Origin of the sequence: Mesorhizobium sp. B2-7-2 (genome assembly GCF_006440775.1) — a bacterium.
GTDB lineage: Bacteria > Pseudomonadota > Alphaproteobacteria > Rhizobiales > Rhizobiaceae > Mesorhizobium.
Genome location: NZ_VFTZ01000002.1, coordinates 344,207 through 357,100, shown reverse-complemented (window position 1 = coordinate 357,100; position 12,894 = coordinate 344,207). Strand labels below are relative to the sequence as shown.

Below are 12,894 nucleotides of genomic sequence, written 5' to 3'. Positions count from 1 at the left end.
CCAGGGATCCCCATGGATATGATCAAGACTGCCGAGCGAACCTATTATGCGCCGCATGGCGGCCATCCCGGCCAGAACGAGCTTTTGACCGGCCGCGCCGTCTTCGCCGAGGCCTATGCGGTCATCCCCAGAGGCGTGATGCAGGACATCGTCACCAGCCCACTGCCGTTCTGGGACGAGACGCGGGCCTGGATCATCGCAAGGCCTCTCTCCGGCTTCGCCGAGACCTTCTCGCAATATATCGTCGAAGTCCTGCCGGGCGGCGGCAGCGACCGGCCCGAACTCGATGCCGGCGCCGAAGGTGTGCTGTTCGTCGTCGAGGGCGAGCTCACCGTATCGCTCGCCGGCAAAAAACATGTGCTTGCCCCCGGCGGCTTTGCCTTCCTGCCGCCGTCGAGCGGCTGGACGGTGCGCAACGAGAGCGGCACTGCTGCCCGCTTCCATTGGATCCGGAAGGCCTATGAGGCTGTCGACGGCCTCGATGCGCCGGAAGCCTTCTTCTCCAGCGACCAGGACGTGGCGCCAAGCCCGATGCCGGGCACCGAAGGGCGCTGGGCAACGACCCGCTTCGTCGACCCGGCCGACATGCGCCACGACATGCATGTCACCATCGTGACGCTGAAGCCCGGCGCGGTCATCCCCTTCGCAGAGACCCACGTCATGGAGCACGGGCTTTATGTGCTCGAAGGCAAGGCGGTCTACCGCCTCAACCAGGACTGGGTCGAGGTCGAAGCCGGCGATTTCATGTGGCTGCGCGCCTTCTGTCCGCAGGCCTGCTATGCCGGCGGCCCCGGCAATTTCCGCTACCTGCTCTACAAGGATGTCAACCGTCACGCCAGGCTTGGCGGCTATCTTGGAGGCAAGGCGCGGTGAGCCGCATTGTCGCCCAGCCACTCACCCGTGAAAACTTCGCGCCCTTCGGCGACGTCATCGACATGGGCGGCGACAACCGCTACCCGATCAATGGCGGCAAGGCGATGCGCTATCACGACCTCGCCACGGCGGAAGCTGCGGGCCCGAACGCGCGCGTGCTGATCTCGATGGTGCGCGGCACGCCCTATGAGATGCCGCTGAAGCTGACCATGGTCGAGCGCCATCCGCTCGGCAGCCAGGCCTTCATCCCGCTGTCGCCGCGGCCGTTCCTGGTGGTCGTCTGCCATGACACGAAGGACGGCCCGGGTGAACCGCATGCCTTTCTCGCCGGCCCCGGACAAGGCATCAACTACCGCCGCAACCTGTGGCACGGCGTGCTGACGCCGATCGGCGAGGAGCAGGATTTTCTCATCGTCGACCGCGGTGGCGACGGCTCCAATCTTGAAGAGTTCTATTTCTCGCATCCCTACGAGATCCACCTTCACTGAAAGCTCGCGATTCCCATGACCGACATTTCGCTGATCGACCGCCTGCTCGATGTGATCGAGCACGACATCATGCCGAAGACGGCGCAAGGCGTCGCCCATGGCAACAAGCTGTTCGGCGCCGCGATCCTGCGAAAGGATGACCGCTCGCTGGTGCTGGCCGAGACCAACAACGAGACGGAAAATCCGCTCTGGCATGGCGAGGTGCATTGCCTGAAGCGCTTCTACGAGATGCCCAAGGCCGAGCGCGTCGACACCAAGGATGCGCTGTTCGTCGCCACGCACGAGCCCTGCTCGCTCTGCCTGTCGGCGATCACCTGGACCGGTTTCGACAATTTCTACTACCTCTTCAGCCATGAGGATTCGCGCGACAGTTTTGCCATCCCTCACGACCTGAAGATCCTGAAAGAGGTCTTCACCCTCGATCCTGGCGGCTACAATGCCGAGAACGCCTATTGGAAGAGTTTTTCCATCCGCCGGCTGGTCAGGGCTTTGCCCGAGGCTGAGCGCCAGCGGCTGGAGGCTCGGATCGGCAGGATTGCGGCGCGCTATGACGAGCTGTCGGACACCTATCAGGCAAGCAAGGCCGACAACGACATCCCGCTGAACTGAAATGTATGGCCTACCTTAGCTTCGCGTTTTTCAGCACTTCATTTATCCGTGCCTGCCAACCCTTGCCGGTCGCCTTGAATTTTCTGACAACGTCCTGGTCCAGGCGGATGGAGACGACTTGCTTTGGTTTCTCCAGGGCCGGTCGGCCACGGGAACGCCTTATGCTCTCGAAAAGTTCCGGGAGCGCTTCCGCGAAAGGCTTGGCTTGTGCCAACTGTTCGTCGGTCGCCTCCCCGTCCTCGGGATCGGCAGCAATCTGTCTTTGAATTTCGGCTTCCTCGGCATCGGTAAGCCGCCGAATGTGTGACTTAGTGTTGCTCATACACGGACCTTTCCTTTCGGCTGGCATGACGCATCGAGATCACTGAGATCGCCTCGGAACCAAGCGGCCTGAAGATCACGGCGAGAATGATCTCTCCAAATTCTCCAATCGCCTTCAGCCGACCGGCCTTGGCCGGGATGACAATTGACGTGGCAAAAAATTCGATATCGAGATCAGCGAAGTCGAGACCCCGGCTTGCGAGGTTCGTCACCCGTTTTGGCTCATCCCAAACGATTTTCAGGCGAGATCATCCAGTCGGTCTACATCAGGGCCACGTGAATAAACGTAATACACAAATTAATCGAGAAATACAAGAAAGCCGGATGATCGGAGGGTGCGTTCGCTAACGACCCAGGTCGCATTTTTTGATGCTCCAGTCGCGAATGGCGATTGAAAGTCTTCGCACCGCGGAGCGTTATGCGCCCCATGAAAACCGTCACCGAATTCCCCCGCAAGGTCGTCGAATTCCCCGATATGGGCATCGTCATGCCGGACGGCTGCCGGCTGTCGGCGCGCGTCTGGATGCCGCAGGACGCGACTGACGATCCGGTGCCGGCGATCCTCGAGCACCTGCCCTACCGCAAGCGCGACGGCACCATTTTTCGCGACCAGCTCACCCATCCCTATTTCGCCGGGCACGGCTACGCCTCGATCCGCGTCGACATGCGCGGCAACGGCGATTCCGAAGGGCTGATGGACGACGAATATTCCGAGCAGGAATTGCAGGACGCCTGCGACGTCATCGCCTGGGCGGCGGCGCAGCCCTGGTGCAACGGCAATGTCGGCATGATGGGCATTTCCTGGGGCGGCTTCAACTGCCTGCAGGTGGCTGCCAAGCAGCCGCCCGCGCTGAAGGCGGTGATCAGCCTATGCTCGACCGTCGACCGCTATGCCGACGACATCCACTACAAGGGCGGCTGCCTGCTCTTGGAAAATTTCGGCTGGGCCTCGACGATGCTGTCCTATTCGTCGCGGCCGCCGGATCCGGCGATTGCCGGCGGCAATCGCTGGCGGGATTTGTGGCTTAGCCGGCTGGAGAACCAGTCTTTTCTCCTCCCGCTCTGGCTCAGCCACCAGCATCGCGACACCTATTGGAAGCGCGGCTCGATCTGCGAGGATTTTTCGGCGGTGAAAGCGGCCGTGCTGTCGATCGGCGGATGGCATGACGGCTACCGCAACACGATTTCCAATCTCGTCACCAACATCGAGTCGCCGGTCAAAGGTATCGTCGGTCCCTGGATCCACAAATACCCGCATTACGCCGGGCCTAATCCGGCCATCGGCTTCCTGCAGGAAGCGCTGCGCTGGTGGGACCGCTGGCTGAAGGGCGCTGAAACCGGCGTCGAGACCGATCCGAACTACCGCGCCTATGTGATGGACAGTGTGCGCCCGGCGCGCTGGCATCCCGAGCGGCCGGGCCGCTGGGTGGCCGAGCAGACCTGGCCGTCGGCCAACATCAAGCTTGAGACGATCGAGCTCGTCCCCGACGGCGCCAAGCCGTCGATCATCGCGTCGCCGCAGACCTGCGGACTTGCCGGCGGCGAATATTTTCCCTTCACCTTCGGGCCGGAACTGCCGGGCGACCAACGCCCCGACGATGCGCTGTCGGTGTGCTTCGACCAACCGCAGCTCGGCGAAGCGATCGACATAGTCGGGGCGCCGGAGCTCGACGTCCGGCTTGCCTCCGACCGGCCGCAGGCCAACATCGCGGTGCGGCTTTGCGATGTGCATCCGGACGGCGCCTCGGAGCTGATCTCCTATGGCGTGCTCAATCTCACGCACCGCAACTCGCATGAATTCCCCGAACCGTTGGTTCCCGGGCAGACGGTTTCGGCGCGCGTTGTGCTCGACCAATGCGCCTATCGTGTGCCGGCCGGCCACAAATTGCGCATCGCCGTTTCGACCGCTTACTGGCCGATGATCTGGCCCTCGCCGGAACCGGTGCGGCTTGATCTCGCCAAGGCGACGCTGAGGCTGCCGCTGCGTCCGCTGGCGAGAGGGGATGAGGTTTCGTTCCCCGAGCCGGAAGGCGCGACGCCATGGGCGACCGAGACGATCAGGCAGGCGAATTCCGAACGTCATGTCGATCGCGACGAGAAGACCGATCTGGTCACACTCTCCATAACCGACGATTTCGGCGAGGTGCGCGACATCGACCATGGGCTGGTCAATGGCAGCATCGTGCGCGAGACATGGACGATCCATCCCGACGACCCGCTGTCGGCCACCGGAGCCACGCATTGGACGCAGACCCTGTCGCGCGATGAATGGTCGGTGCGGACCGAGACTTTTGCCAAGATGCGATCGGACGCCGCAAACTTTATCGTCAGCGCCAGAATCGAAGCCTATGAGGGCGAAAAGCTGGTCTTCGAACGCGACTTCGAGCAGGCGATTCCCCGCTCGCTGGTTTGAGTCGAGGCAAGATTGGTCCAAATGCGGCGTGCGATTTACGCCACCGCATGTCGCATTCGGTCTTGCCTGCCGCTTTCCCTTACGGTCATTATCTCCTCCAATAGCAAGAACGACCCTAAGGTCGGATATCCAGAGTGAGGAACCTTAATGTCCAACGAACTCGACTATCTCAGCCGGCGAGTCGCGGCCGGAAAACTTAGCCGTCGCGATTTTCTCGGGCGCGCCGCGGCGCTCGGCGTCGCCGCCACCGTTGCCAACTCGTTGCTCTCCAACGCCGTGCGCGCCGCCGGCCCGGTCAAGGGCGGCACGCTGAAGGCCGGCCTGCAGGGCGGTGAATCCACCAACAGCCTCGATCCGGCGACCTTCCTCAGCCAGGTTCCCTTCGCCTTCGGCAAATGCTGGGGCGAAACGCTGGTCGAGCTCGCTCCGGGCGGCGGCGTCGAATATCTCATCGCCGAGGAGATCGGCTCTTCGGACGACGCCAAGACCTGGACGATGAAAATCCGCAAAGGCGTCCAGTTCCACAACGGCAAGGAAGTGACGCCGGACGACGTGGTGGCGACGCTGAAGCGCCACAGCGACGAGAAGTCCAAGTCGGGCGCGCTGGGCGTGCTGAAGAGCATCGACACCATCAAGGCCGATGGCGGCAATGTCGTGGTCACGCTGAAGGACCCGAACGCCGACATGCCTTACCTGATGGCGGACTATCACCTGATCATCCAGCCGAATGGCGGCATGGACAAGCCGGATGCCGGCATCGGCACCGGCCCGTACAAGGTCACCACCAACCAGCCCGGCGTGAAACATGGCGGCGAGCGTTTCGCCAATTACTGGCAGGCCGACAAATACGGCCATGCCGACCAGGTCGAGATCGTCGTCGTCAATGACCCGACGGCGCGCATGGCCGCGCTCCAGGGCGGCCAGGTCAACATGATCAACCGCGTCGAGCCGAAGATCGTCGATCTGGTCAAGCGGCTGCCCGGCGTCACCATCCGCGCCGCTTCGGGCCGCGGCTTCTATCCCTTCAACATGTTCTGCGACACCGCGCCCTTCGACAACAACGATCTCAGGATGGCGCTGAAGCTCGCCATGGACCGCGAGGAGATGCTGACCAAGATCCTGCGCGGTTACGGCGAAGTCGGCAACGACATGCCGGTCAACAAGGCCTACCCGCTGTTTGCAGGCGATTTCGAGCAGCGCAAGTTCGATCCGGAAAAGGCGGCCGCGGCCTACAAGAAGTCGGGCCATAGCGGCTCGATCCTGCTGCGCACCTCCGACGTCGCCTTCCCGGGCGCCGTGGACGCCGCTCAGCTTTATCAGCAGAGCTGCGCCAAAGCCGGCATCAAGATCGAGATCAAGCGCGAGCCGGGCGACGGCTACTGGACCGAAGTCTGGAACAAGCAGCCTTTCTCGCTGTCCTACTGGGGCGGCCGTCCGACCCAGGACCAGATGTACTCGACCGCCTATCTGTCGACCGCCGACTGGAACGACACCCGCTGGAAGCGCCCGGATTTCGACAAGATGGTACTTGCGGCGCGCGGCGAGCTCGACGAAGCCAAGCGCAAGAAGATCTACCGCGACATGGGCGAGATCATGCGCGACGAAGGCGGCCTGATCGTTCCGTTCTTCAACCAGTTCGTCGACGCGACCGGCAAGGGCGTCGAAGGCTGGGTCGACAACCCGGCGCAGGAACTCAGCAACGGCCATGCGCTGATCGAGTGCTGGCTGCAGGCCTGATGAAGGGTAAGGGAGGGCTGGCGCAAGCCGGCCCTTCTCCGTTTTCATGACCCGCCCGAAAGGCGGGCGTCGTCCCTTCTTCACCATTGCGGGTTGCCGATGTCGTCTCCGATCCTGAGATTGGTCGCTCAGCGCGTCTTGCTGGGCCTGGTTCTTCTTTTGGCTGTTTCGGTGCTTATCTTTGCCGGCACGCAGATCCTGCCGGGCGACGTCGCCCAGGCGATCCTCGGCCAATCGGCGACGCCGGAGGCGCTGGCGAACCTGCGCGAGCAGCTCGGGCTGAACGACCCGGCATGGCTGCGCTACGTGCACTGGCTCTGGGGCATCCTGCATGGCGATTTCGGCACGGCGCAGTCGAGCGGACTGGACATCGCGACCTCGATCGGCACCCGGCTGAAGAACACGCTGTTCCTGGCGACCTGCGCGGCGGTCGTCGCGGTGCCGCTGGCGATCGTCCTCGGCCTCATTGCGGTGCGCTATCGCAACGGCTTCGTCGACAAGCTGATCTCCGGCCTCGCGCTGGCCTCGACATCATTCCCGGAATTCTTCATCGGCTATGTGCTGATCTTCGTGTTTGCCGTGCACTGGCAGATCTTCCCGAGCATCTCGACGGTGGATGACTCCACGCCGTTCCTGGAAAGGCTGCAGGCCGTGGTGCTGCCGGCCACGGCGCTGACGCTGGTGGTGCTTGCCCACATGATGCGCATGACGCGCGCGGCGATCCTCAACGTTATGCAGTCGGCCTATATCGAGACGGCCGAGCTCAAGGGGCTGAAGGCCTTCGACATCATCCGCAAGCATGCATTCCCGAACGCGATCGCGCCGGTCGTCAACGTCGTCATGCTCAACCTCGCCTATCTCATCGTCGGCGTTGTCGTGGTCGAAGTGATCTTCGTCTATCCGGGCATGGGGCAGTATCTGGTCGACCATGTCGCCAAGCGCGACGTGCCGGTGGTGCAGGCGGTCGGCCTGATCTTCGCCGCGGTCTACATCACGCTCAACATCGTCGCCGACATCGCCGCGATCGTGGCCAATCCGCGGCTGAGGCATCCGAAGTGACGGGAGCATTCGAAATGACGGGCCGGATGCAAGACGACCAGAAGGGGAACTGAGGCGAATGGCGCTACGACAAATCCCGATAACCGCCTGGGTGGGGCTGATCCTGACCGGCGCTTTCGCGTTCTGCGCCATCTTCGCGCCCTGGGTCGCGCCGCACGGCAATGGCGAGATCGTCGGCGACGTCTGGGAGCCGATGTCTGCCGCCCATTGGCTTGGCACCGACAATCTCGGCCGCGATCTCATCTCGCGCATGATCTACGGCGCGCGCATCACCATGGAGATCGCGGTGGCGGCGACGGCACTGTCCTTCTCGCTGGGCGCGATCCTCGGCTTCTCGGCCGCGGTGTTCGGCGGCTGGTTCGACACGCTGATGTCACGCTTCGTCGATCTTTTGATGTCGATCCCGACGCTGATCTTCGGCCTCGTCGTGCTTTCCGTGCTGCCGACCAATGCGCTGACCCTGATCCTCGTCATGGGCATCCTCGATTCGACCCGCGTCTATCGCCTGTCCCGCGCGGTGGCCGTCGACATCAACGTCATGGACTTCGTCGAGGCGGCCAAGCTGCGCGGCGAAGGCAAGGCCTGGATCATCTTCCGCGAGATCCTGCCCAACGCGCTGTCGCCGCTGGTGGCGGAGCTTGGCGTGCGCTTCATCTTCGCCGTGCTCTTCCTGTCGGCGCTGTCCTTCCTCGGCCTTGGCGTGCAGCCGCCGGATTCGGACTGGGGCGGCATGGTCAAGGAAAACAAGGACGGCATCGTGTTCGGCATTCCGGCGGCGCTGATCCCGGCGGCTGCGATCGCGGTGCTGGCGATCTCGGTCAACCTCGTCGCCGACTGGGTGCTCAACCGCACGACGAGCCTGAAGGGAGGACGCGGCTGATGGCTGACAAGCAGGCGAAGACGCGGCCGATGGCCGACGGGCAGGCAGGCTCAGGCAAGCTCCTCGACATCCGCAACCTGCGCATCGAGGCGACCGTCTATCCGCCAGGCGAGGCGCCGAAGACCATCACGCTGGTCCACGATGTCTCGCTGACGCTCGAAAAGGGCAAGGTGCTCGGCCTGATCGGCGAATCCGGCGCCGGCAAATCAACCATCGGCCTGTCGTCCATGGCCTATGGCCGCGGCGGCGTGCGCATCACCGGCGGCGAGGTGATCCTCAACGGCCGCGACATCATGAAGGCCGGACCAAGAGGCGTGCGGGCGCTGCGCGGACGCGAGGTGTGCTATGTCGCGCAGTCGGCGGCGGCGGCGTTCAATCCGGCGCACAAGCTGATCGACCAGGTGGTCGAAGCGGCCCTGCTGCACGGCACCGCGAACCGTGCCGAGGCCGAGAAGCGGGCGGTCGCGTTGTTCAAGAAGCTCAGCCTGCCCAATCCCGAGACGATCGGCGAGCGCTACCCGCACCAGGTTTCCGGCGGCCAGTTGCAGCGCGTGATGACGGCGATGGCGCTTTGCTCGGAGCCCGACCTCATCGTCTTCGACGAGCCGACCACGGCGCTCGACGTGACGACGCAGATCGACGTGCTTGCAGCGATCAAGGACGCCATCCGCGACACCCATGTTGCCGCCTTGTACATCACCCACGACCTTGCCGTCGTCGCCCAGGTCTCGGATGAGATCATGGTGCTGCGCCACGGCCGGCTGGTGGAGTGGGGCGGCACGCAGCAGATCATCAAGGAGCCGCGCCAGGAATACACCAACGCACTGGTTTCGGTGCATGAGATCGAGCATCAGGAACAGCAACCCGGCACAACGCCCTTCCTGTCGGTGAAGAATGTGACCGCCGCCTATGGCGGCGGCCATGTCAAGGTTCTGAAGAACGTCTCGGTCGATATCTACCCAGCACAGACACTGGCCGTCGTCGGCGAGAGCGGTTCCGGCAAGTCGACGCTGGCGCGCGCCATCACCGGCCTGTTGCCGCCCGAGCAAGGCACCGTCACCTTCGACGGCAGGCCGCTCGCCAACAGGCTGGCCGACCGGCCGAAGGAAGATCTGCGCCAGCTGCAGATGATCTACCAGATGGCTGACGTGGCGATGAACCCGCGCCAAACGGTCGGCACCATCATCGGTCGGCCGTTGGAGTTCTATTTCGGCATGAAGGGCCGCGAGCGCGACAAGCGCGTCGCCGAGCTGCTCGACGAGATCGAGATGGGCAAGGGTTTTATCGACCGCTACCCGGCCGAGCTGTCCGGCGGGCAGAAGCAGCGCGTCTGCATTGCCCGCTCGCTGGCCGCCAAGCCGAAGCTGATCATCTGCGACGAGGTGACCTCGGCGCTCGACCCGCTGGTCGCCCACGGCATCCTCAAGCTTCTGCTGAACCTGCAGCAGCATGAAAAGGTCGCCTATTTGTTCATCACGCACGACCTGGCGACGGTTAAGTCGATCGCCGATTCCATCGCGGTGATGTATCGCGGCGAGGTGGTGCGCTACGGCGCCAAGAGCAAGGTGCTGACGCCGCCCTTCGACGCCTACACGGACCTTCTCCTGTCTTCCGTGCCGGAGATGGAGATCGGCTGGCTTGAGAAGGCGATCAAGGGCCGGCGCATGGCGAGCGCTGGAAACTGAAGCAATTCCCGTAGAGCCGTTAAGCGGCTTTCCGCACGGGATTGCGTTAAAACAAAGAGATAGCCCGCAAGAAGTCAGCATCCGGGCGGCGGTTGTCATGCGGCTGCAATGCGGAAGAGGAAAGATCGGCTGCAGGCAAGATAGGGCTCGCGGCATCAATCTCAAAAAGGGGGCAGGACATGCAGACGGAACTCGACCATCTCGCCGCACTCGCCGGCAAGGGCAGGATCTCGCGGCGCGATTTCCTCGGCCGTGCGGCAGCACTTGGCGCTTCGGCGGCACTGGCCACGACGCTTGCCGGCAAGGCTTTTGCCGCGACGCCCGTAAAGGGCGGCATCATCAGGGCCGGCCTGCAGGGCGGCGAATCGACCAACAGCCTCGATCCGGCGCTGAATCTCAGCCAGGTAACCTACAACTTCTGCAAGCAGTGGGGCGAATTCCTCGTGCGGCTGACCCCGGAAGGCGGTGTCGAGAACCTGATCGCCGAGGAGATCGGCGCTTCGGCCGACGCCAAGACCTGGACGATGAAGATCCGCGACGGCATCGAATTCCACAACGGCAAGACGGTGAGCGCGGAGGATGTCGTCGCGACGCTCGAGCGCCACGCCGACGAGAAGTCGAAGTCCGGCGCGCTCGGCGTTCTGAAGAACATCAAGACCATCAAGGCCGACGGCAAGGACGTGGTGGTGACGCTCGGCGACGCCGATGCCGACTTCCCCTATCTGATGGCCGACTACCACCTGGTCATCCAGCCGAATGGCGGCAAGGATAACCCGAATGCCGGCATCGGCGCCGGGCCGTACAAGGTTGCCGTCAACCAGCCCGGCGTGAAGCATGGCGGCGAGCGCTTCGCCAATTACTGGCGCGGCGACAAGGCAGGCCATGCCGATCAGATCGAGATCGTCGTGATCAACGACCCGACGGCCAGGCTCGCGGCGCTGCAGGGCACCCAGGTGCATCTCATCAACCGCGTCGAGCCCAAGGTGGTCGATCTGGTGAAACGCATGCCGGGCGTCAGCATCGAGAATGTCGCCGGGCGCGGCTATTACCCGTTCAACATGTTCTGCGACACCGCGCCCTTCGACAATAACGACCTCAGGATGGCGCTCAAGCTCGCGATGGACCGCGAGGAGATGCTGGACAAGATCCTGCGCGGCTATGGCTCGGTCGGCAATGACTTCCCGGTCAACGAAGCCTATCCGCTGTTTTCCGCCGATATCGAGCAGCGCAAGTTCGACCCCGAAAAAGCGGCGGCGGCCTACAAGAAGTCGGGCCATAGCGGCTCGATCCTGCTGCGTACCTCCGACGTCGCCTTCCCCGGCGCCGTGGACGCCGCCCAGCTTTATCAGCAGTCCTGCGCCAAGGCCGGCATCAAGATAGAGATCAAGCGCGAGCCGGGCGACGGCTACTGGTCGGAAGTGTGGAACAAGCAGCCCTTCTCGCTCTCCTACTGGGGCGGCCGGCCGACGCAGGGCCAGATGTATTCCACCGGCTATCTGTCGACCGCCGACTGGAACGACACGCGCTTCAAGCGGCCCGAATTCGACAAGATGCTCTATACGGCGCGCGCCGAGCTGGACCAGGCCAAGCGCAAGACGATCTATCGCGACATGGCAATGCTGATGCGCGACGAAGGCGGCCTGATCGTGCCGTTCTTCAACCAGTTCGTCGACGCCGCCAACACCAAGAAGATCGGCGGCTGGGTGAAGAACCCGAATGGCGAGATGATGGACGGCTATGCGCTCAACGAGTGCTGGCTGAACGCCTGATATCAAGCTATCCAAAGCAGCGCCGCGTGTCCACGCGACACGCGGCGCTTCTGTTTTCGATGCATGAGAACCGCCGTGCCGCTCAAATCCAAACTGCTGCTCATCATCCTCGACGGCGTGCCCTACCGGAACTGGCGCCGGTTGATGGGCAATCTCGAAGGCTGGGCGCAGTCGGGCGAGGCGCAGGTGTGGAAGATGCGCTCGGTGCTGCCGTCGACCTCCGCTTGCTGCTACGCCTCGATCCACACCGGTGTTTCGCCGCAGATACATGGCATCCTTGCCAACGAGACCCGCTTTCGCGTCACCCAGCCGGACATCTTCTCGGAAGTGAGCAAGGCCGGCGGCAAGACGGGCGCGGTGACCCATTCCTACTGGTCGGAATTCTTCCGCTCGTACCCGTTCGACCTTATCGAGGACATGGAGTTCGATGAGCCAGGCGGGCCGATCACGCATGGCCGCTTCCACACCATGACCGGCTACAATCTCAAGAACCAGATGACGCCAAGCGACGTCGACCTGTTCGCGATGCTGACGATGCTGACCAAACGCCACGGCATCGATTACGGCATCCTCCACACCTGCACGCTGGACTCGATGGGCCATCGCTTCGGCCATGACTGCCACGAGATGGACCATGCCTGCTACGCGATGGACGGCATGCTCGCCGCCTTCCTGCCGCAATGGCGGCGAGCCGGCTATGAAGTGATCGTGACGGCCGACCATGGCCAGACCGGCCGCGGCCACCATGGCGGCCATGACGACGAGATGCAGGATTTCGCGCTCTATTATTTCGGACCTGCGAAGGGGCCCGAGGCCGACACGCTGCTCGACCAGCTGCAGCTCGCGCCGACAGTGCTGAGCCGGCTTCGCGTGACGATACCAGAGACGATGAAGGCGAAGGTGTTTTTGGGGTAAGCGCCACCTCTCCCTTCTCCCCTTGTGGGAGAAGGTGGATTGGCGCGCAGCGCCGAGACGGATGAGGGGTGTTCCAGCGGAGTGAGACGCTGGTTTTCCCTGGAGCACCCCTCATCCGGCCGCTTCGCGGCCACCTACTCCCACA

At 63.4% G+C, this 12,894-nt stretch carries 12 protein-coding genes; 10 read left to right on the top strand and 2 right to left on the bottom strand.

The genetic code is table 11. The features are described from left to right. The first annotated feature begins 12 nt into the window (after nt 1–12). From FJ425_RS04515 to FJ425_RS04505, 3 genes are read left to right on the top strand one after another with little or no spacing between them, the layout of a single operon-like run. Entirely contained in the window at nt 13–873 is an 861-nt protein-coding gene (locus FJ425_RS04515; RefSeq protein ID WP_140722072.1) for a bifunctional allantoicase/(S)-ureidoglycine aminohydrolase, read from the top strand. Beyond that, a complete protein-coding gene (locus tag FJ425_RS04510) occupies nt 870–1,361 on the top strand; it encodes an ureidoglycolate lyase (RefSeq protein WP_140722069.1) in 492 nt (163 codons plus the stop codon). The genes FJ425_RS04515 and FJ425_RS04510 overlap by 4 nt, the downstream gene beginning before the upstream one ends. Before the next feature lie 15 nt (nt 1,362–1,376). Further along, nucleotides 1,377–1,970 carry a nucleoside deaminase gene (locus FJ425_RS04505; protein WP_140722065.1) on the top strand — a complete coding sequence of 198 codons (594 nt, stop codon included), beginning with the start codon at nt 1,377–1,379 and terminating at the stop codon, nt 1,968–1,970. Nucleotides 1,971–1,980: 10 nt separating this feature from the next. On the opposite strand, the gene FJ425_RS04500 is transcribed toward FJ425_RS04505, so the two are convergent. Both FJ425_RS04500 and FJ425_RS04495 read right to left on the bottom strand, forming a co-directional pair. Next, the gene (locus FJ425_RS04500; protein ID WP_140545081.1) at nt 1,981–2,292 is read right to left on the bottom strand and encodes a BrnA antitoxin family protein; all 312 of its coding nucleotides are present in this window, start codon (nt 2,290–2,292) and stop codon (nt 1,981–1,983) included. Further along, nucleotides 2,279–2,533, bottom strand: a complete 255-nt coding sequence (locus FJ425_RS04495) for a BrnT family toxin (protein WP_140545083.1) — start codon at nt 2,531–2,533, stop codon at nt 2,279–2,281. The genes FJ425_RS04500 and FJ425_RS04495 overlap by 14 nt, the downstream gene beginning before the upstream one ends. Nucleotides 2,534–2,718: 185 nt before the next feature. On the opposite strand from FJ425_RS04495, the gene FJ425_RS04490 reads away from it, so the two are divergent. From FJ425_RS04490 to FJ425_RS04460, 7 genes are all read left to right on the top strand, one after another. Continuing rightward, nucleotides 2,719–4,704 (top strand): CocE/NonD family hydrolase, encoded by a 1,986-nt coding sequence (locus FJ425_RS04490; protein ID WP_140722062.1) that lies wholly within the window; start codon nt 2,719–2,721, stop codon nt 4,702–4,704. Nucleotides 4,705–4,851: 147 nt separating this feature from the next. Beyond that, complete coding sequence (locus FJ425_RS04485) at nt 4,852–6,441, top strand: ABC transporter substrate-binding protein (RefSeq protein ID WP_140628650.1); 1,590 nt, start codon at nt 4,852–4,854, stop codon at nt 6,439–6,441. 99 nt (nt 6,442–6,540) lie between these two features. Further along, on the top strand, nt 6,541–7,500 hold the full coding sequence (locus FJ425_RS04480; RefSeq protein WP_140722059.1) for an ABC transporter permease: 960 nt from the start codon (nt 6,541–6,543) through the stop codon (nt 7,498–7,500). A gap of 58 nt (nt 7,501–7,558) precedes the next feature. Further along, the gene (locus FJ425_RS04475; RefSeq protein WP_140722056.1) at nt 7,559–8,380 is read left to right on the top strand and encodes an ABC transporter permease; all 822 of its coding nucleotides are present in this window, start codon (nt 7,559–7,561) and stop codon (nt 8,378–8,380) included. 29 nt (nt 8,381–8,409) lie between these two features. Next, nucleotides 8,410–10,065, top strand: coding sequence for an ABC transporter ATP-binding protein (locus FJ425_RS04470; RefSeq protein ID WP_181170609.1), 1,656 nt, complete (start codon nt 8,410–8,412; stop codon nt 10,063–10,065). Between the two features lie 179 nt (nt 10,066–10,244). Next, nucleotides 10,245–11,834 (top strand): ABC transporter substrate-binding protein, encoded by a 1,590-nt coding sequence (locus FJ425_RS04465; protein WP_140722053.1) that lies wholly within the window; start codon nt 10,245–10,247, stop codon nt 11,832–11,834. A gap of 75 nt (nt 11,835–11,909) precedes the next feature. Further along, nucleotides 11,910–12,749 carry an alkaline phosphatase family protein gene (locus FJ425_RS04460; protein WP_140722050.1) on the top strand — a complete coding sequence of 280 codons (840 nt, stop codon included), beginning with the start codon at nt 11,910–11,912 and terminating at the stop codon, nt 12,747–12,749. Nucleotides 12,750–12,894: the final 145 nt, after the last annotated feature.

What these genes read in the sequence shown, in the direction of transcription:
- FJ425_RS04485 (WP_140628650.1), top strand. Translation starts at nt 4,852, where the DNA reads ATGTCCAACGAACTCGACTATCTCAGCCGGCGAGTCGCGGCCGGAAAA.
- FJ425_RS04500 (WP_140545081.1), bottom strand. Translation starts at nt 2,292, where the DNA reads ATGAGCAACACTAAGTCACACATTCGGCGGCTTACCGATGCCGAGGAA.
- FJ425_RS04475 (WP_140722056.1), top strand. Translation starts at nt 7,559, where the DNA reads ATGGCGCTACGACAAATCCCGATAACCGCCTGGGTGGGGCTGATCCTG.
- FJ425_RS04470 (WP_181170609.1), top strand. Translation starts at nt 8,410, where the DNA reads ATGGCCGACGGGCAGGCAGGCTCAGGCAAGCTCCTCGACATCCGCAAC.
- FJ425_RS04480 (WP_140722059.1), top strand. Translation starts at nt 6,541, where the DNA reads ATGTCGTCTCCGATCCTGAGATTGGTCGCTCAGCGCGTCTTGCTGGGC.
- FJ425_RS04505 (WP_140722065.1), top strand. Translation starts at nt 1,377, where the DNA reads ATGACCGACATTTCGCTGATCGACCGCCTGCTCGATGTGATCGAGCAC.
- FJ425_RS04490 (WP_140722062.1), top strand. Translation starts at nt 2,719, where the DNA reads ATGAAAACCGTCACCGAATTCCCCCGCAAGGTCGTCGAATTCCCCGAT.
- FJ425_RS04465 (WP_140722053.1), top strand. Translation starts at nt 10,245, where the DNA reads ATGCAGACGGAACTCGACCATCTCGCCGCACTCGCCGGCAAGGGCAGG.
- FJ425_RS04515 (WP_140722072.1), top strand. Translation starts at nt 13, where the DNA reads ATGGATATGATCAAGACTGCCGAGCGAACCTATTATGCGCCGCATGGC.